16 protein-coding genes and 1 riboswitch are annotated in these 18530 nt (G+C 57.9%); of the genes, 10 read left to right on the top strand and 6 right to left on the bottom strand.

Annotation, left to right across the window (positions count from 1 at the left end):
* Positions 1 to 45: 45 nt before the first annotated feature.
* The 4 genes from JMN36_RS09280 to JMN36_RS09265 form a co-directional block, all read right to left on the bottom strand.
* Positions 46 to 939 (bottom strand): phosphoadenylyl-sulfate reductase, encoded by an 894-nt coding sequence (locus JMN36_RS09280; RefSeq protein ID WP_221924299.1) that lies wholly within the window; start codon positions 937 to 939, stop codon positions 46 to 48.
* A 104-nt stretch (positions 940 to 1043) separates the two neighbouring features.
* A complete protein-coding gene (locus JMN36_RS09275; protein WP_236881882.1) occupies positions 1044 to 1352 on the bottom strand; it encodes a hypothetical protein in 309 nt (102 codons plus the stop codon).
* Positions 1349 to 3142: a nitrite/sulfite reductase gene (locus JMN36_RS09270; protein ID WP_236881883.1), complete on the bottom strand. Its 1794-nt coding sequence runs from the start codon at positions 3140 to 3142 to the stop codon at positions 1349 to 1351. The genes JMN36_RS09275 and JMN36_RS09270 overlap by 4 nt, the downstream gene beginning before the upstream one ends.
* A 476-nt stretch (positions 3143 to 3618) precedes the next feature.
* The gene (locus tag JMN36_RS09265) at positions 3619 to 4659 is read right to left on the bottom strand and encodes a sulfite exporter TauE/SafE family protein (RefSeq protein WP_221924298.1); all 1041 of its coding nucleotides are present in this window, start codon (positions 4657 to 4659) and stop codon (positions 3619 to 3621) included.
* Between the two features lie 523 nt (positions 4660 to 5182).
* Here JMN36_RS09265 and JMN36_RS09260 point away from each other — a divergent pair.
* The 4 genes from JMN36_RS09260 (at position 5183) to JMN36_RS09245 (ending at position 9207) form a co-directional block, all read left to right on the top strand.
* Positions 5183 to 6985: an APC family permease gene (locus JMN36_RS09260; RefSeq protein ID WP_221924297.1), complete on the top strand. Its 1803-nt coding sequence runs from the start codon at positions 5183 to 5185 to the stop codon at positions 6983 to 6985.
* Positions 6986 to 7126: 141 nt separating this feature from the next.
* The gene (locus JMN36_RS09255) at positions 7127 to 8098 is read left to right on the top strand and encodes a lactate/malate family dehydrogenase (RefSeq protein ID WP_221924296.1); all 972 of its coding nucleotides are present in this window, start codon (positions 7127 to 7129) and stop codon (positions 8096 to 8098) included.
* On the top strand, positions 8098 to 8574 hold the full coding sequence (locus JMN36_RS09250) for a GNAT family N-acetyltransferase (protein ID WP_236881884.1): 477 nt from the start codon (positions 8098 to 8100) through the stop codon (positions 8572 to 8574). Before JMN36_RS09255 ends, JMN36_RS09250 begins: the two co-directional genes overlap by 1 nt.
* Before the next feature lie 138 nt (positions 8575 to 8712).
* Positions 8713 to 9207 carry a DinB family protein gene (locus JMN36_RS09245; protein WP_204087476.1) on the top strand — a complete coding sequence of 165 codons (495 nt, stop codon included), beginning with the start codon at positions 8713 to 8715 and terminating at the stop codon, positions 9205 to 9207.
* A 54-nt stretch (positions 9208 to 9261) separates the two neighbouring features.
* Here the strand turns inward: JMN36_RS09245 and thiD are convergent, their stop codons facing one another.
* The gene (gene thiD / locus JMN36_RS09240) at positions 9262 to 10404 is read right to left on the bottom strand and encodes a bifunctional hydroxymethylpyrimidine kinase/phosphomethylpyrimidine kinase (RefSeq protein WP_204087477.1); all 1143 of its coding nucleotides are present in this window, start codon (positions 10402 to 10404) and stop codon (positions 9262 to 9264) included.
* Positions 10405 to 10551: 147 nt separating this feature from the next.
* On the opposite strand from thiD, the gene JMN36_RS09235 reads away from it, so the two are divergent.
* The 6 genes from JMN36_RS09235 (at position 10552) to JMN36_RS09210 (ending at position 17161) form a co-directional block, all read left to right on the top strand.
* Positions 10552 to 11535 carry an ABC transporter ATP-binding protein gene (locus tag JMN36_RS09235; RefSeq protein ID WP_204087478.1) on the top strand — a complete coding sequence of 328 codons (984 nt, stop codon included), beginning with the start codon at positions 10552 to 10554 and terminating at the stop codon, positions 11533 to 11535.
* Positions 11536 to 11575: 40 nt separating this feature from the next.
* A complete protein-coding gene (locus JMN36_RS09230; RefSeq protein ID WP_204087479.1) occupies positions 11576 to 12412 on the top strand; it encodes an ABC transporter permease in 837 nt (278 codons plus the stop codon).
* A 54-nt stretch (positions 12413 to 12466) separates the two neighbouring features.
* Positions 12467 to 13660 (top strand): sensor histidine kinase, encoded by a 1194-nt coding sequence (locus JMN36_RS09225; protein ID WP_204087480.1) that lies wholly within the window; start codon positions 12467 to 12469, stop codon positions 13658 to 13660.
* Positions 13657 to 14286, top strand: coding sequence for a response regulator transcription factor (locus JMN36_RS09220; protein ID WP_221924295.1), 630 nt, complete (start codon positions 13657 to 13659; stop codon positions 14284 to 14286). Before JMN36_RS09225 ends, JMN36_RS09220 begins: the two co-directional genes overlap by 4 nt.
* Positions 14287 to 14374: 88 nt before the next feature.
* A riboswitch (TPP riboswitch) is annotated at positions 14375 to 14483 on the top strand.
* Positions 14482 to 16380, top strand: a complete 1899-nt coding sequence (gene thiC, locus JMN36_RS09215; RefSeq protein ID WP_204087482.1) for a phosphomethylpyrimidine synthase ThiC — start codon at positions 14482 to 14484, stop codon at positions 16378 to 16380. Its footprint overlaps the riboswitch before it by 2 nt.
* Positions 16381 to 16495: 115 nt before the next feature.
* Positions 16496 to 17161, top strand: a complete 666-nt coding sequence (locus JMN36_RS09210; protein WP_204087483.1) for a thiamine phosphate synthase — start codon at positions 16496 to 16498, stop codon at positions 17159 to 17161.
* Positions 17162 to 17233: 72 nt separating this feature from the next.
* Here JMN36_RS09210 and JMN36_RS09205 read toward each other — a convergent pair whose 3' ends face one another.
* Positions 17234 to 17812, bottom strand: a complete 579-nt coding sequence (locus JMN36_RS09205) for a hypothetical protein (protein WP_204087484.1) — start codon at positions 17810 to 17812, stop codon at positions 17234 to 17236.
* Between the last annotated feature and the right edge of the window lie 718 nt (positions 17813 to 18530).

Genomic DNA, 18530 nt, shown 5'->3' with positions numbered 1-18530 from the left:
GGCGGATGGCGGCGCTCACCGTCGGGAGTGACATGCCGGCGTGGCCTACACATGCAGGCCACACTCGGTTTTCTCCTTCCCTTGCCAACGCCCGGACCGCGGATCCTCCCCCGCTTGCACCCGGGCCGTGCACGTCTCACATCCGATGGACGGATACCCCTGCGTCGTTAAGGGGTGTCGGATCAAGTCGTGATCAACGATGTAGTTCTCGACGTCGTCGTCAGTCCAGCTAATGATGGGATTGATTTTCAGCCGCCCGCCCTTGTCGATTTCCAGGACGGGAGTGTGCGCGCGGGACGGAGCGTCGACACGCTTAAGCCCCGTCACCCACGCGGGGTAGCCCGCCAGCGTTTCTTGGAGCGGCACGACTTTCCGCATGTGGCAGCAGAGGGTGGGATCGGTTGCGTAGAGATCCTTGCCATATTGTTGGTCCTGCTCACGGCGGGTGAGGTGTGGGACGATGCGAAGAAGGCGGTTCGAATACCGCTTCTCGACGGCATCTGCGACATCAAGCGTCTCGGCAAAGTGGTAGCCGGTGTCCAAAAAGACAAGGTCGGCAGCGGGAGCGTATTTCTCCGCGAGATCGGCCAAGACGGTGTCCTGCATCGACAACGTGACCGCCAGCTTCGGGATATGGTCATGCGCCCACTGCATAATCTCTTCCGCACTGGCTTGTTCCAGGTCCGCGGAGTGCTCGAGAGCCAAGTCCAGCATCTTTGCCTGATAATCATTATCGACGTCAGGTGCGTTTCCGTCTGACATATTTCCGTCCCGCGCCTCGACGATGGGGTCTTCGATGCCACGGGTATGCCGGACGATCGAGGTCTGCGCGGCCTTCTCTGGCCTCCGGGGGTTGGGCGCGTTGTGCTCCGCGCCGCGGAAATCAGGCGCATCCGTCGTCGATAAATGTTCGCCGTGATCCGTTGTCGGGGTGGGCATGGAGAGTCACTCCTTAGTATTCACCGGTATCCACCGCGACAGGGCTCATCTCGATTAGCTTCCTAATGAACCTTGTGAACGCTGCCGGTGTGGGGCGGTTACTGCTAGTTTTGTTTGCTTACGTTTCTGGGCAGGTATCCATGGAATTTCACGCTGAAAACATGGCAACATTCCCGACATTCCCAGGCGTATTCGGTTTGCGTATCAGGGAAAAGCAATTCCGAACCACAATAGGGACAGTTATTAACGACGGCCCGATTCGGATTCGAATGGCCTCTCTTTCCGGGAACATCGCGATGAAGTTTCGGCGCCTTATCCTCCTCCGGAATATCTGCGTTGGCGGTGTAAGAATTCGTAGGCGAGTTCATATCAGAATGATTGCCGACGTGGTTTTCGATTGCTGCTGCGCTCATTGCAAATCCTCGTCTGGGGCGCGAAGGACCCATTCGCGAAACTGTTCACCTTTGTTTCGATCGGCTTTATATTTTGTGACAAGCCTTTCGACGTAATCAGCGAGTCCTGCACTCGTGACTTTGTGACCACGAAGTTTTCGTCCAAAATCGGGATGGAATCCGAGGGCCCCTCCTAGGTGCACTTGGAATCCTTCAACGCGGTTGCCATCTTGATCGGTGACGATTTGCCCTTTGAGGCCGATATCCGCCAATTGCGTTCGGGCACAAGAGTTGGGGCAACCATTAAGGCTGATCTTTAAGGGAACATCGAGATCGCCTAAACGTTCTTCGAGTTCATCGGCCAACCGAATTGCGCGTTGTTTTGTCACAACGAGGGCAAGTTTGCAGAATTCCAAACCCGTGCATGAAATAATGTCACGTCGGAAACTCGAAGGCTTCGCCGATAGTCCCTCATTATCAAGGGCATGAAGCAGATGCGGCACACGACCCGGTTTGACGTCGAGAAATAGGAGTTCTTTATTCGGCGTCGTTCGAATTCGACCCGATCCAAATTTATCGGCTAGCTCAGCCAAGCGAATCAGCTGGCGTCCCTCAGTATGCCCAACCGTAGGTTTCACACCCACATACTTCAGCCCATCCTGCTGGTCGTGAACACCGATATGATCCCGATAACCTGGGGCAACCGGCGGCTCCACACCGTCACGGAGCGGACGACCTAGGTAATCATTTTCCAGAACCGAACGTAGCTTTTCGACGCCCCAATCAGCCACCAGGAACTTCAAGCGCGCGCGATTGCGTAACCGGCGATAACCGTAATCCCGGAAAATAGAGACGATTCCCTCCCACACATCAGGAACCTCGTCGAGAGAAACGAAAACGCCGAGACGCTGGGCGAGCATGGGATTCGTCGATAAGCCGCCGCCTACCCATACATCGAAGCCGGGCCCGTGCTCAGGATGCCTAACACCGATAAACGAAAGGTCCTGAATTTCGTGTGTGACATCTTGACGAGAGTTTCCCGAAATTGCAGTCTTAAACTTCCTAGGGAGATTTGAATACTCCGGCTTAGGAAGTCGATTGTTTTTAATCTCCTCGATCGCCGGTGTTGCATCAATAATTTCATCAGCAGCGACGCCGGCCACCGGCGATCCCAGAATGACGCGCGGAACATCGCCGCAACCAAAATTCGTGGACAAGCCCACACTGTTTAGGCGATCCCAAATCTCCGGAACATCCTCGATTCGGATCCAGTGGAGCTGCACATTCTGTCGATCCGTGAAATCCGCGGTTCCGCGGGCAAAGTCGCGGGAAATTTCACCGATGACCGTTAGCTGCTCCGAATTAACGACGCCGCCGTCTAAACGGATCCTCATCATGAAGTAATGGTCCTGGAGTTCAGCATTGCTTTTGATGCTTGTTTGCTCTCCATCCATATCCTGGCGGCGTTGAGTATAAAGACCGATCCATTTAAAACGTGGGGCGAGGTCATCCGCAGGAATAGAATCAAATCCCTGGAGAGCATAAATATCTCGAACACGCTGGGCAACAGCAACACCGGCGTCCTCGGCTTTGATCTTTTCGTCGTCATTGAGGGCTTCGTGGCCATCGACAGCCCACTGCCCTTGAGGTTTCGGCTTCCGGCGGGGGCGAGAACGTCCGCCCGCGGTGCGTCCGCCGGCCCTCTGCCCTCGGACAGTCCGCTCACCGGTTGCCTGGGCACGGGGTGAATCAGTAACACCGGTGGTGGAAGAATCGTTCTGAGTTGTTTCGTTACGGGTGGGGGTTGTCATTGTTTTGTCCTTCGTTGGGGTGTGGCGAGAAGCCGGATTAATTGGGTTGCGTTGAGAACTCGGAATGTCACATCGCGGGGCTGTCGGATCAAACGCCGCGGCCTGTCATCCTGGTTAGACAGCGTTCTCACCATCTGACCAGCAATATCTGGCTTTCATACGGCAACAATGGTTGGAGACGTCGACGGCGACGACGTGGCGTGGGGCGTCGGTTCCTCGCCGGTGGGGATAGTGCATTGGGTACTCCACGATCGCTCGCACGGTGATTGCTCTGACCCCGCCCGGAAGGATCACCACAACTCGTCGTTTACGAAACACTTATGACGTGCCTCATTGAAGCTCTTTCACTCGATAAACGGGGTTGTATGCAACCAGCGCACTGCCTAACCTCAGAGTCCCAGTCGACCCCCTAGTGGCAGACCAAGCTGTTTTTAATTGTGCCCAAATTCTAGACCGCTCTGTCTATTACTTCGAATTTAGGGACATCGTGCCCCTGAAACTGGACTAGATGTCTGCTCAGGTGCGAGACCGGCAGTGCTTGTCTTGATCGCTTCTGCGCCACGCACATCCGTATGCTCGTCGGACCCGGGATAACGCGAGATAGTTCCTCGACGTGAGCCAGCGTCGTTATGCGTCAAATATCGGCCTGAACTGTTCTTTCCCTCCCGGGACTGAGCGTATTGCCGGGCCCAATTGCCTGCAATCATTCCAAAACCGGCAGCAAAGACGACTGCTTCCCAGTGAGATGCATGGCTAACACCAAGGGCGTCGAGTAAAACCTTGACATTCAGCCCTACAAGCAACACGCCAACCGCTCCGCCGAGTACTGACGCATTAACTTTCCCGGCAAGCCACGCAGCAAACGGAGCGGTAATAATCCCACCTATGAATAGGCCTAATGCTGGCGCCGCATGGTGTTCAACTTCTCTAGCCAGTACGGGAATGAAGCCCAGCGTCGCTGCGGTGGCGACGAAGAATTGCGCGGCCAAGACTGTACCGACTATTCGTCTCGGCTCCCGTTTTCCGGCGGCCATCAGCGTTGATGTAGTCATTGTTCCCCAGCCACCGCCACCCGTGGCATCCAAACCGCCGACCACCACACCGAGGGCACCGAGGCGCTTCGGCCCCCACACTGTCTTCGTTTGAATGGTGATGAGTCCGACAAATCGCAACACAATAAGCGTCCCCAAGGCCACAAGGATCGCAGCGGTCACCGGTCGCGCTGCCGAGGAGCTCGCTTGACCGAGAACACGTGCGCCAACAAATGCTCCGAGCGCGCCTGGAGCACCTAACGATAAAGCCAGTTTCCAGTCGACGTTTCCCATTTTCCAGTGGCTAAGGCCCAGTGCAAGGGTCGTGCCCACCTCAACGAGATGGACGATTGCTGACGCTGTTGCTGCCTGCACGCCGGTAAACACCAGCAGTGTTGTTGAGGTAACCCCGTAGGCCATCCCCATGCTTCCCTTGACCAGCTGCGCACCAACGCCGATCAGAAGAAAAATAATTATTGCTTCCATGGGTTCGCCTTCGTACTACGTTGTCTAAGTACCGCTCGTCCGGAATAGACCGAGCGGTCTATGTATTGAAAGCGAACCTACCCCTCCCCGGTCACAACGTCAACATTTCTGCGACATAGTGTCTCCCCTCCTCCAGGATTACTACGTGGATGCGCCGAAGCCGGTGCGTACCCCACACATCAGCCATTAATCTCAACGTTGTCCATGTCACCACCGCTGCCGAGACCTCCGACATGCTAAAAGTGTGGGGCATACATTGTCCCTACGAAAAAGCGACGGCATATACCGAAAGTGGCCGAAAATTCTTAGGCGTCACATCGCAACCGTGAGGCGTGTCCACAATTCCGGCTGAGATACCGACAGATTCACAACACCATCGTGTTTTATTTCCGTCGTGTTACTAACGCGCACCTGAACAGCAAAAATGCAAAGAAATATTAAATTATTGTTTCCGATACTAAGAATTATTCGGGAGAGGTCTAGCGTAACGAACAATTGATTGTTCACAGGAAGGGAGACCGAGATGGCATCGCCTGAGGTCACACCAAAAATGTCGGGATTCGTTCGCGGGCGAACCGCCACAAAAACAGCGGGCACCGCTAACACAATCTCCACCACCGCTCGAGCGGACCATTCCTTACACCGCGGCGTCGGGAGTATTGGTCTGTTGTTCGCTAGCGTCGGATCTATCATCGGCTCCGGATGGCTGTTCGGGTCAATGGTGGCTGCTCAAGCGGCAGGTCCATCAGCAATAATCTCATGGGCACTAGGCGGGGTCATGATCCTGTTTATAGCCCTGTGCTACGCAGAGCTCGGTACCATGTTCCCTCTCTCGGGCGGGGTGGTGCGCTACCCTCACGTCGTGTTCGGCGGTTTCGCCTCATATATGACCGGATGGATCAACTGGATTGCGGCTCTCGCACTTCCTCCAATCGAAGTCATGGGAGCCCTCACCTATGCCACGAAATACGGCCCGTTCACGCATGAACATGTGGTCAGCGGTCAAACCGTCCACACACTTACGCCGTTGGGAATTGCGGTGGCAGTACTGCTCATGGCGGTGTTCGTCGTCATCAATTACTTCGGAATCCGTTGGTTCAGCCGTATCAATAACGTCCTAGTGTGGTGGAAACTAGGGATTATTAGCCTGGTCATCGTTTCCTTTGTCGCCTTAGGTTTCCACGGCAGCAACTTCACCGCAGGGGAAGGCTTTTTCTCCCACGGTTGGCACGGCGTCTTCACCGCCATTGCAACCTCCGGAATCGTTTTTTCTTTCCTAGGTTTTCGCCAAGGCATCGAATTGGCCGGCGAAACGAGTAATCCACGTCGAAATGTTCCCCTTGCCGTCGTCGGATCCGTTCTTATTTGTATTTTGATTTACGTTGGACTTCAGACAGCTTTCCTTGGTGTTCTTCCACATAGCGTTATCGCCAATATGGGCGGACATTGGTCCAACCTCAACTTCAACGACTCATTCGGCCCACTCGCGGCAATCTCGACGATGCTAGGAGCAGGCTGGTTAGCCGTTCTCCTCTACATCGACGCCATCGTCTCACCCGCAGATACCGGACTCATCTACGTCACGACCACCGCCCGAATCTCGCATGGCATGGCCCGAAACGGCAACGCCCCAGCTAAACTGGCCACAACGAACCGCCACGGAGCCCCCGTTATCTCCATGATCGTCGCTTTTGTCGTCGGACTCGTGCTCTTCCTCCCCTTCCCCTCGTGGCAACAAATGGCCGGGTTTATTTCGTCGGCCACAGTCCTATCCTTTGCCTCAGGTCCACTAACGATGGCGGCATTGCGCAACCGGCTGCCTCACCATCAACGCACCTTCAAAGCACCGTTCGGGCATCTTCTGCCCATGCTGGGGTTCATCTCCTCGAACCTGCTGGTGTACTGGACCGGCTGGACCACCGACCTTAAACTCTTCATCGCTATGGAGCTGGGGTTAGTTCTCCTTGCTGTCAATAAAGCCTTCAGCCGCCACGAGGCAATGAACCGCTACAACATGGCTTTCCGCGCGGGCTTTTGGTACATCCCATGGCTTGCCGGACTTGCCATCATCTCCTATCTGGGAGACTACGACGGCGGAATCGGCCTGCTCCACTTCGACACTGCCGTCCCCGTCATCATCGTGTTCTCGCTGGCAATTTATTGGATGGCAATCCACTTTTCTTTCCCGGCCGAGCGGGTCGAATTCCTTGCCGATGCGATTACGCGCGAAGCTCGCGGCGAAACAACGAACAAGGACGCGACGGATACGACGATAGACCCTGAGAAGCCTGAAGGGGACGCCGTTCTTGCTCCGGTAAAGGCATAGTCCACCTATGTGGCCACGTCTCCAAGTGGCCACGTCTCCGAGTTTTGCAGAGTGTGCGGCAGCTAAACACCGACACACTATGGCCACTCAAACACCGAGGTCTGCGTGACCAACAAACCTAGACGCTCTACTGTAATAAGTATGCATTCAACGAAACTTGTGGTGGTAGGCCTAGGCCACGTCGGCTCGTCGGTGGTCACATTTGCGATGGCGTCAGGCCTGTACTCCGAAATTGCGGTCATAGACACGAAAGAGGGGCTAGCTCTCGGCGAGGGGCTCGACCATTCTCAATCAACCGGTGTACCCGGAACGACAAACACGTATATCCATGAGGGCACGTACGACGACACCCGTGACGCTGACGTGATCATTTGCGCAGCGGGCGCGTCAATTGTGCCTGATCCGGATCGCCCGGATTACGTTCCTCCCCGTTCTCTACTGGCTAAGGTGGGAGCACAAGCCGCTCGTGACGTCATGAAGAATGTGTCTGAGCGCACGAAGGAACCAGTCATCATTTTCATCACGAATCCTCTGGATGCTGTCGTTCAGATCGCCTCGACAGAATTCGATTACCCGGCCTCGAAAGTGCTGGGCACCGGAACCATGCTCGATTCAGCTCGTCTGCGCTGGGCTATTGCGCAAGAGCTCAATATTGACCCTAAGTCGGTGACCGGCTACATGATGGGTGAGCATGGCACGACCGCAGTGCCGATTCTGTCTAATCTCAATGTGCAGGGCGTTTCCTGGTCTGAGCTCGAACGTTGGAATGGCAAGGATCTACCGTCCCGCGAGGACATTAAACAGCGCGTCGTTGACTCGGCCTACGACGTTTTCTTCGCGAAAGGATGGACCGACGCGGGTGTGGCTCGCTCCGCCAACGTGTTGGCCAAGTCCGTTCTGCTGAACGAGCGCTCCGTCCACCCGGTCTGCTCACGCCTTGATGGCGAGTACGGCTTGGGCGACATCTCCATGTCGGTGCCCGCGGTGTTGGGATCCGAGGGCCTGATTCGTCGCCTCCCACCGATTGTCGACGCCTGGGAACAGGAGAAATTAGAGGAGTCGGCTGATTCCATCCGCGCCGTGTACGCCGAGGCGACCAGCGAGGAGGCCTAGTGAGCGTCTATCTCACCGGCAAGCGCCTCATGGACATGACCGCCGCCCAGGTCCATGAGCTGTACAAACTCCGCGTCGATGTTTTTGTCCACGAACAGGAAAGCCCCTACAAAGAGATCGACGATATCGACATTCACCCCGGGACTCAGCACCTTCTGGCTTACGAGACCGAAGGTGGCGTGCATCTGGTCGGAACAGCCCGAGTTTTCGGGAAACCCGACGAGGGGCAGCACATCGGCCGCGTGTGTGTGGCCAACGATGCGCGCGGGCACGGGATCGCGACGCAGCTGGTGAAAAAGGCCCTCGAGGTGTGTACCGAGCGAGCGGCGGGGATCGACCCCAACAAGGGCGCGTTGATCGAGGTCGACGCCCAGTCCCACCTCGTCGATTGGTACGAGCGCTTCGGCTTCGTGGTTGATGGGGAGGAATTCGAGGAAGCTGGGCGGCCGCACAAGCACATGAGTATGCGGATCTAGGTCATCGATTTTCGACGCTTGCCGACGGTTTTCGGCGCCCGACGACGACGGCGCACGCTGCGATAAAGCCGACGCCACGCGCACACCGCCACACGCCACTGATCTGCAGCCACACAGCGTCCCGTGTACAACGGAAATATGAACGCTACCGACATTTTCGTTGATTTCGCCTCACGACCCATCGACGCCGCGAAGGGCCTCCCCAACCTCGCCCCGACCCAGCTCAACGCTCACCCCGGTGGCCACGACAATTCCATCGCGTGGCTCCTCTGGCACGCGGGCCGGGAGGTTGATATGCAATTATCGCAGCTCAACGGCTCCGAGCAGGTTTGGACCACCCATGGTTTCAAGGAGCGTTTCGCCCTCGACAACGGCGATTCGCTCGGCTACGGGCACTCGGCCGAGGAAGCGCGGTCCATCGTCGTTAATGATCAAGAACTGCTCGTGTCCTATGTCATTGAGACTTTGAACGCGCTCATCGCGTACGCGAAGTCGGACGTTGATTGGGACGAGGTGATCGACCGCGATTGGACGCCCGAGGTCACGCGCGGTGTGCGCATGGTTTCGATTGTCGACGACGCTGCCCAGCACGTCGGGCAGGCGGCGTACATCGCGGGGATGCCGGAGCTGTAAAAGCACTGGTCGGAGGAGTTGTGCGGGGTGTGCCGCGACCGGGTGTGGGGCTGATTATCGATGCTCCCAAAAGTGGTCCAACGGCGCATTCCCGTTCACGTGAGCCGGCTCGGGCGTACCGCTGCTATCCCTGTTCCGGTGGAGCCCGATCGCGAAGTCAAGGGGGTCCGCCGCCACTAATGCCCGGCGCGTCCAAGTGGCTGCATCGTGAACTGCAGCTCGCCAATCGCAGGCGGATACGTCAGGGTGCGTGGAAAGGCCGGCGTACGTGGCCAGAGCCGAACTAAACGTGCAGCCTGTCCCGTGCGTATTCGTCGTCGCCACCCTGTCGTGGCTCAGCAACGCCGTCTGCTCACGATCGGCAACAACCTCGGTGACCTTCGGGCCATCATCGCCGAAACCATTATCAGGACCACCGGTGACAACAATGACCGTAGCCAAAGCTTCCGACAACGCCGACGCCGCCTCCGCAATTGCCGACGTCAGGGATTCGCCTTCTACCGTGGTTTCCTCATTGCCGACGTTGTTTTCGCTTTTGCTGGCATGCTCTTCGCCGGGGTCGACATTTTCTTCGCTATGGCTTCCACCCGCAGCGGACACGCTCGGGCTACCGCTATCCAAGCCTTGAGAATCAATAGCGTCAAGATGCTTCCGCAGCGTTGCGGGCACCGCTACCCCCGCCATGTCGCAGAGCCCGACGAGCTCGCGCCCGTTAGGAGTCAACGCGTCCGCACGTCGGGCGAGGTCCACAAAACCGCTGGTCGCCGTCGTTTCGTCGTCGACAAGCGAGCTGCCACTGGAGGCCACCATCACTGGATCCCACACCACCGGTCCAGCAAACGATAGCGCGGTGAGCTCCGCGACGATGGCGTCGGCAATGGAAGAACTGCCCACCATTCCGATTTTGATCGCGTCGATCGGGTAATCGTCGGCCACTGATCGAATTTGCTGGGCGACGAAGCCGGGGCTCATGTATTCGGCGGCGTCGACGCCTCGTGTGTTTTGCGCGGTCACGGCGGTGATGGCGACGCACCCGTAGCCGCCCAGTGCGGAAATGGTTTTGAGATCGGCTTGGATTCCCGCGCCGCCGGAGGAATCGGAGCCGGCGATGGTCAGGACGACGGGAATCGGCGAGGGGCGGCCGGATTGGGAGCGGGCAGATTGAGCACGGTCGGGCGAGGACGAGGAAGAGGTCATGTTTCCACACTAAGCGCGCGGGTTACCCGATAACAGGTTTCACAAATAAACTCACACATACTCACACATACAAGCCTGCGCGGACCGCCGCGAAAACCATGACAAATGGCACTGTTCCACGCCGCCATCGTCGGCTGTACTTGGTTTATGACCAGTTCACGCACCGCCATCACTGTTCGGGAAGTCACTCGCAAGTTCGGGGCAACCACCGCGGTCGACGGCGTCTCGCTATCGGTTGATGCCGGCGAAGTCGTTGCCATACTCGGGCCCAATGGCGCAGGTAAATCCACACTTCTTGACCTCATTCTCGGACTTTCCCAGCCCGACACCGGCACGATCTCCGTGTACGGCCGCACCCCGGCGAGCGCAGTGCGCGCCGGGATTGTCGGTGCCGCGCTTCAAGACGGCGGCCTACCCAGCACCATGACCGTCGAGAGAATGGTGCGAACCCTCACCTCCGTTCACCCGCAACGCCTGAGCCCCAGCGCGGTCCTGCGCGACCCGATCCTCAACCGGCTGAGGAAACGCAAAATCGGAAAGCTTTCCGGCGGTCAGCGCCAACGGCTGCGGCTGGCTCTAGCCACCATGTCGGACCCGCAGGTTCTCATCCTCGACGAACCCAGCTCCGGGCTAGATGTCACAACACGCTCTGAGCTGTGGAGCGGCATCCAATCCATGGCCGACGACGGCATCACCGTGCTCTTCGCCACGCATTACCTCCCGGAGGCGGAGCGATATGCCGACCGGGTTATCGTCCTGAACGCTGGAAAAATTGTTGCCGACGGGACACCCGAGCAACTGACCTCGCGTTATCCCACAATTATCCGAGCTTCGTTGGCCATTGCCGACGACGAGGGTGCGCGGAATAGTTCAGCACCCGGATCTGCAGTCAGCGCGGACGAAGGGTATTTGCCCAGCGCGGCGCGGCCCAGCGCTGCTTCACGCGTCGACGCTCGTATTAAAGCGTGTCTCTCCGCAGACGACACGTATGAGCGGCACGGCGAGGAGGTCATCATTCACACCACAAACCCTGACCAGGTTTTACTCCACACTCTGCAGCAAAAGTTGCTTATTCATCCCACCGTGAATCGCGCTGCGCTCGACGATGCGTTCACTGAACTTACGCGGTGAAGGCACGGCCCCCACACCACCCCCAAACCAGGAGTTACAGATGATTTCCACACGACCAATATCAACCGCGCCCTTGCAGAACACGGCAACGCCCCGTTCTCGCTCAGGGTTGACGTCGACAATGTTGTACAGCTGGCACTATTTCACGGAGCTGCTTCGTCGGCCAGAAACCCTTGTTTTCTGCCTAATTCTGCCCGCAGCTTTGTACCTAATGTTCGGGACGGCCACGGAGAACTCGGACTCCGTGCTCAGGGAGGGCAACGTCGCGGCCTTCATCATGACCGGGATGGGGCTCTACGGATCCGCCATCGCCATGACCTCGATCTCTGGTAGCGCGACGCAGGCTCGGCAGGAGGGATGGAACCGCCAACTCCACCTCGCGGGGCTCACCACGACGCAGTCCGTGGCGGGGACGATTGTCGCTATGGTCGCGTTCGCTGCTCTCCCCATCCTGGTGACGTTCGCCACCGCGGTCGCAACAGGTTCCCAGTTCGACCATGTATGGCAGTGGATAGCAACAGGTGTTCTGAGCTGGCTCGTTACCCTCCCTTTCGCTGTTTATGGGCTCGCCGCTGCACTCTGGCTGCGCACCGAAACAGCGACGGGCATCTCCTCGGGATCACTGGTCATTCTGGCTTTTTTCGGCGGAGTATTCATGCCATTACACGGAACACTCTTCGATATTTCGCGTTTCACACCGTTCTACGGTCCCATCACCATCGCGCACTGGCCGCAAATGGCAGGCGATCAATTCGGCAACAACGGGAACCTCATTATGACTGAATCCCCGGTTTTCGCGCTCTCCGTTACACTCATGTGGACCGCAATTTTCGCCCTCCTGTGCGTCGTAGGGGTACGAAGAGCCATCAAGAAATAAGCGCCGAAAACTCGGCACCACAAGCATCACCACGTCCACACGGAGACAGCAATCATGGCCCGACCACACCCCCGCACCTGGAGGAATACTGAGCTCCTGTATCCGGCCGTGTGGCTCATCTATCTGACCTTCCCTCTTGGGACATGTTTCACCGCCGACGCCGGCATCTTCGCTCGGATCATCGCGTCGATACTGGTCATAGCCTTCGGCGTCGTATATCTCAGCGTCTACCGGTATGTACACAAATTCGAGGACAACAAGGCGCTCAAACTATGGGGTGTCACGGGGGTCCTTATTGCCATAGGGGCGGTGACTTACCCCGTCACTGGCCTATCTTCCGTGTGTTTCATTCCATACATCTGTGCGCTGTGGGTCTTTATCCGATCCGGTCGGCAAGGGATCATAACGGGGATTTTCGTATCGACGGTTCTCGTCGTCTGCGTTCTCTTCGCATCACCGCAGCTCCACGGTCAGACATTGCCCATCGTCCTTGCCGTCGGAGTGGGTGTCGCGATCGTCATTGGAGTAGGAGTCGCCCACGCCGACGAAGAACGACGCCGGGAACTCGAGCGCCAGCTGGACCGCGCGCACCAACGCGAGGCCTATGCCACCGCCATGCATGATGTGCTGAGCCACAGCCTCACCGTCATTGCAGTCAAAGCGCAGCTCGCGTCGCGCCTCGTCGATGCCGACAAGGACAAAGCTCGCGGCGAAATCGACGAAATCTACGAGCTGTCCCATTCCGCCCTCAACGACATGCGATCCGCGCTTGACGAGCTAGCTCCCCCGTCGTTAACGGAAACTATCGAAGAAGCGCAGGCAGTGTGTACCTCCGCGGGGATTTCTCTCACCGCACAGGTGGACGACGATCTTCCACCCGCCACAGCTTCGCTTTACGCAGCAATAGTGAAAGAAGCGACCACCAATATTCTTTGTCACGCCGAGGCACAATCCGCATCCATCACCGCGACGCCCGCCAAACTCATTATTGCCGACGACGGACGCGGCTTTGACCAGAAGAAACGCAGCAATGCCAATGGGTTACCCAACGCGGAGGACGGCGGCCGGCACCATGGGCTCGCCAATGTGAAACAACACGGGCTGGAGGGCATGAAACGTCGCGCCCACAATATCGGCGCGTCGTTCTCGATCCACTCAGCGCCGGGTAAGGGGACGATACTCACCGTCGAGACCATGCCAAAAAGGACGAAGACTCCGTCGGCACAGACGCAGAAGGGAGAGCCATGAGCCCCCACCAACCCAATGAAGACGTCATCCGCGTCTTCATCGTCGACGATCAATCACTCATCCTGAGTGCTCTCGAGTCGCTTCTCACTCTGGAGCGCGATATTGACGTCGTCGGGACTGCAACGGACGCGCATAACCTCACACATCGTATTGCTGACAGCCACGCCGATGTGGCGCTCATCGACATCGAAATGCCTGGTATCGACGGCATTCAGGCCACCGCAGATCTCGCCGAGCACAACCAGTGCCGAGTCATTATCGTCACTACCTTCGGCCGGCCCGGATACCTGCAACGGGCACTCGACGCGGGCGCGCGTGGTTTCGTCGTCAAGGACTCACCCGTAGAAACGCTGACCAGCGCGATCCGGGACGTCTATGCAGGCAAAACCATCATTCCCCTGCAGCTTCATGACAAAGTGCGCGCCACCGGGGACAATCCGCTCACCGCCCGCGAACGCGATGTGCTCCGCGAAGCGCTCACGGGAGCGACGATCGCGAGCATAGCGTCGACGCTGTTCCTCTCCCCTGGCACCGTTCGCAATCACATATCTCGCGCCATCGCGAAAACTAACACCACGACTCGCGCCGAAGCAGCTACCGTCGCGCGCGATGCTGGCTGGCTGTGACCCACGCCGTTGGCACGCCCACTTACCCCCGGTTGCAACATTTTGTCGCGAACGTTCTGACTACACCCGCCGCCTGACATACACTAAGCCACGACCCCACGGGAGCCCATGGCACGGGCTGAGAGGGAGCTGACGCCGCTCCGACCGTCCGAACCTGTCCGGATCATGCCGGCGAAGGAAGAGAGGACCTTAGGCATGTCTGCACCCACCGATTCATCACCGTGCCCACACACCGTCCACGGCGAAAACCACCCCAAGCACCACGAGAGATTCGTCGAAAAGGACGGGCTTCGCGTCCCGTACACCGAAGTCACTCTCGACGATTCACCCACTGGACCCAACGAACCGGCCCGCATCTACCGCACGATGGGACCCGACGTCGACCCGACTCGCGGCCTCCCCGGACTGCGAACACCCTGGATAACCGACCGCGACGACACCACCGCCTACGAAGCACGCGGCAAGAAACTCGAAGACGACGGGCGTTCCGCCGTCAAGCGCGGGGCGTCGTCGCAGGAATGGCACGGCACCACGCGCCGACCCGTCCGAGCGAAAAGCGGCCACCGTGTCACACAAATGCACTACGCCCGGCGCGGCATCATTACACCAGAAATGAAGTACGTCGCGCTGCGGGAAAACTGCTCCCCTGAGCTCGTTCGCGATGAGGTCGCCGCCGGGCGCGCGATCATCCCCGCCAATGTCAACCACCCCGAGTCCGAGCCGATGATCATCGGGCGTCGGTTCCTCACCAAGGTCAACGCCAATATCGGGAACTCGGCAGTGACGTCGTCAATCAACGAAGAAGTCGAGAAACTGCGGTGGGCGACGAAGTGGGGAGCCGATACCGTTATGGACCTCTCGACCGGCGACGATATCCACACCACGCGCGAATGGATTATCCGGAACTCGCCTGTGCCCATCGGCACAGTGCCTATCTACCAGGCGCTCGAAAAGGTCAATGGTGAAGCAAACGCTCTGACCTGGGAGATTTTCCGCGATACGGTGATTGAGCAGGCCGAACAGGGTGTCGACTACATGACCATTCACGCCGGGGTGCTGCTGCCGTATGTGCCACTCACGGCGGATCGTGTGACCGGTATTGTGTCCCGCGGTGGATCCATCATGGCTGGGTGGTGCCTGGCACATCACAAGGAAAGCTTTCTGTACGAGCACTACGACGAGCTTTGCGAGATTTTCTCCCACTACGATGTGGCGTTTTCTCTTGGCGACGGGCTGCGTCCGGGGTCCATCGCCGACGCCAACGACAAGGCGCAATTCGCTGAGCTGCGCACACTCGCCGAATTGACCCAGCGTGCCTGGGACTACGACGTCCAGGTCATGGTCGAAGGTCCGGGGCACATTCCGCTGAACCTCGTCGAGCAGAACATCCGTGTCGAGCAGGACTGGTGCCACGGTGCACCGTTCTATACGCTGGGGCCACTCGTGACCGACATTGCCCCTGGTTACGATCACATTACGTCCGCTATCGGTGCGGCCACTATTGCGATGGGCGGGACGGCCATGCTGTGTTATGTCACACCGAAAGAGCACCTGGGCTTGCCCAACCGTGACGACGTCAAAACGGGCGTGATTACGTATAAGATCGCTGCCCACTCGGCGGATGTGGCCAAGGGGCATCCGGGTGCGCAGGCCTGGGACGATGCGATGAGTAAGGCGCGGTTTGAGTTCCGGTGGAACGATCAGTTCGCGCTCTCGCTCGACCCCGACACCGCGCAGGCCTACCACGACGAAACGTTGCCCGCCGAACCAGCGAAAACCGCACATTTCTGTTCCATGTGCGGGCCGAAGTTCTGTTCCATGCGGATTAGCCAAGATATTCGCGACGCTTATGGCGAGACGATGCTCGGCATGCCTGAAGTCGGCGACCCGATGGGTGACCGGACGGAGGTCGGCAACGGTGATCCGATAACTAACCCGGTAGGTGATCCGGCGGATGTGGAAGCGGGCATGGCGAAGATGGCTGAAGAGTTCCGCGCTCACGGATCCGAGCTCTACATGCAAGAATCCAAAGCGAAAGACACCGCTGAGGACATCGACCACGACCTCGCGAAGATGGGTGCGCACCGCCATTAGCGTCGCGGAGTAACAACTGCGGGGTAACAGCCGCGGAGTAAAACCTGTGCCGGAGCGTTGGCACCTCCCCGAGCTCGCGGTACTAATACACGACGAATAGGACGATAGGACACGAATGGCCCCCACCGACACGGATTTCCGCCTCTACCTGGTCACGTCGGGGACGGACCGGCATACCGTTGACACCGCGGCGGAGGTCGCGGCGGCTGGGGCCGGCGTCGTCCAGGTGCGCGCGAAGGACCTCGCCACGCGGGACCTGCTCAGCCTTGTGACGGAATGTGCCACAGCTGTTCACCGGGCAAATCCCCACACGAGAGTCGTCGTCGATGACCGCGCCGATGTGGCCTACGCTGCGCGACGCGCCGGGGCCCCCGTCGATGGTGTTCACCTGGGGCAAGATGATCTTCCCCCAGATGCGGCCCGCGACATGCTCGGTCCGGATGCCCTCATCGGGCTGACGACCGGGACGCTGCCACTTGTCGAGGCCGCGGAACAGTTCCACCGATCGCACCCAGGGGTTATTGACTACATCGGTGCGGGGCCTTTCCGTCCGACGCCGACGAAGGATTCGGGCCGGGCGCCCATTGGCGTTGAGGGTTATCGGCCACTCGTAGCGGCAACATCCTTGCCCATTGTCGCCATCGGGGACGTGACACCCGACGACGTTGCGGCTCTGAGCGCTACCGGTATCGCCGGGTGCGCAATGGTGCGAGCACTGATGCACGCTGATAACCCCGGAGAGCTAGCCCGACGTGCGTTGGACAGGTTCCGTAGCGAGTGAGCGCGGAAATGGGACGATTTAGCTGCTACCGGGGTGTTTTAGGTCCCTAGTTGCGCCCTTCGTCGGACCTGGTCATTGGCCGTCATTATCCAGGCGCTGTTTCATCACATCTATTTGTGAAATGACTTGATTATCGGTGGGGACGGTATTCGGGCGGAAAGCAGAAAGCACCTGATCAGTGTCAAAATTCGCTTGCTGCCCACTATGGGAAGCACTGCCCAAATAAATGTATGACAGCGACTGATTGATATCCCTGAATATTGTTTCCTTGTCGAGTGACCTAGGTGCTACGACATGACGCTGGTCCTGTAACCCTACAGACAAAACATCATCGTGTTTGACATCGAACACCGAGTTCACCAGGACGAATTTACGAGGAAGGTCGTCCCGGTATGACGTTTCTTGGTATATATCGTCCAAAGTTGCTGCCATGGGCTTGAGGTAGCCGGAATTTGGTGCCGAACTGCACACTTCAATCGAGAATTTTTCGGATGTTGTACATGATGAAAAACCATATTCTTCATCCCAAGCACGATCGACGCTTGTGGACGAGCCCACAGGAACTGATATAAAGAACACCACACCAAGGAATAAACACAGTGGTGCTATCCACACGCCTCTGAACAGAGAGCCTAGAACGGTGCCAATCACGCACGACACCAGTAAGAGCCCAACAATCATCAAGAAGGTCGGGGTCCCCGCCCAGAGTTGCCTGATAGTAACGCGATAAGAAACCCCGGATAGAACGGCTCTGACAAAAGAAATCGCTATTAACACTAATGCCAGAATGACGAGGGGGATAAACGTGCTTAACGCGGATATGCGAAAAGCGCTAACTAACCTCTCTTTACGACTTCTGGGGGACGTATCCTCCCAGTCGGCCGTTCCACTTCGCCACCGCGCCTGACTAGATATCACACTGGCGCATAGAGTCGCCGGAGAGAAGAAGAGTATTAAGACGGTTAGTCCCTGCATCATCAAGAGTTGTGGACTACCCAGCCATGACGACGCACTCGACAGAGAAGCCACCACCGAAAAGATGATAAGAATCAGCGCAATCGGAATTGCATATGACGCTCTCAGTTTTCCTTTTGATACTAGTGAGGAGTAGCTCTTGCCGGGGCGGAAACCCGTTAGGGAACGAGAGCCCTTATCTTTTCGCCTCTTCGACCATCCTTGAACATATATCACGGCTCCCACGGCCCACATCACGATAATAAGGAGCGCGCTGAGGTTCGGCTGCCCACCAGGCATAACGAAGCTGCACGGCGCACGCAGAGCACCCCAGAGACTATGCCCGATAGACGGCTCTAATGGCCAACTAAACGTGAGAGACCCAAGAACCGCGAACACTGGAAGTACCCAGATA

It is taken from the genome of Corynebacterium pseudokroppenstedtii (genome assembly GCF_019754945.1).
In the GTDB taxonomy this organism is placed as follows: domain Bacteria; phylum Actinomycetota; class Actinomycetes; order Mycobacteriales; family Mycobacteriaceae; genus Corynebacterium; species Corynebacterium pseudokroppenstedtii.
This window is presented reverse-complemented; position numbering and strand designations above follow the sequence as displayed.

What these genes read in the sequence shown, in the direction of transcription:
- JMN36_RS09255 (WP_221924296.1), top strand. Translation starts at nt 7,127, where the DNA reads ATGCATTCAACGAAACTTGTGGTGGTAGGCCTAGGCCACGTCGGCTCG.
- JMN36_RS09225 (WP_204087480.1), top strand. Translation starts at nt 12,467, where the DNA reads ATGGCCCGACCACACCCCCGCACCTGGAGGAATACTGAGCTCCTGTAT.
- JMN36_RS09235 (WP_204087478.1), top strand. Translation starts at nt 10,552, where the DNA reads ATGACCAGTTCACGCACCGCCATCACTGTTCGGGAAGTCACTCGCAAG.
- JMN36_RS09220 (WP_221924295.1), top strand. Translation starts at nt 13,657, where the DNA reads ATGAGCCCCCACCAACCCAATGAAGACGTCATCCGCGTCTTCATCGTC.
- JMN36_RS09210 (WP_204087483.1), top strand. Translation starts at nt 16,496, where the DNA reads ATGGCCCCCACCGACACGGATTTCCGCCTCTACCTGGTCACGTCGGGG.
- JMN36_RS09280 (WP_221924299.1), bottom strand. Translation starts at nt 939, where the DNA reads ATGCCCACCCCGACAACGGATCACGGCGAACATTTATCGACGACGGAT.
- JMN36_RS09270 (WP_236881883.1), bottom strand. Translation starts at nt 3,142, where the DNA reads ATGACAACCCCCACCCGTAACGAAACAACTCAGAACGATTCTTCCACC.
- JMN36_RS09260 (WP_221924297.1), top strand. Translation starts at nt 5,183, where the DNA reads ATGGCATCGCCTGAGGTCACACCAAAAATGTCGGGATTCGTTCGCGGG.
- JMN36_RS09230 (WP_204087479.1), top strand. Translation starts at nt 11,576, where the DNA reads ATGATTTCCACACGACCAATATCAACCGCGCCCTTGCAGAACACGGCA.
- JMN36_RS09265 (WP_221924298.1), bottom strand. Translation starts at nt 4,659, where the DNA reads ATGGAAGCAATAATTATTTTTCTTCTGATCGGCGTTGGTGCGCAGCTG.
- JMN36_RS09275 (WP_236881882.1), bottom strand. Translation starts at nt 1,352, where the DNA reads ATGAGCGCAGCAGCAATCGAAAACCACGTCGGCAATCATTCTGATATG.
- thiC (WP_204087482.1), top strand. Translation starts at nt 14,482, where the DNA reads ATGTCTGCACCCACCGATTCATCACCGTGCCCACACACCGTCCACGGC.
- JMN36_RS09245 (WP_204087476.1), top strand. Translation starts at nt 8,713, where the DNA reads ATGAACGCTACCGACATTTTCGTTGATTTCGCCTCACGACCCATCGAC.
- thiD (WP_204087477.1), bottom strand. Translation starts at nt 10,404, where the DNA reads ATGACCTCTTCCTCGTCCTCGCCCGACCGTGCTCAATCTGCCCGCTCC.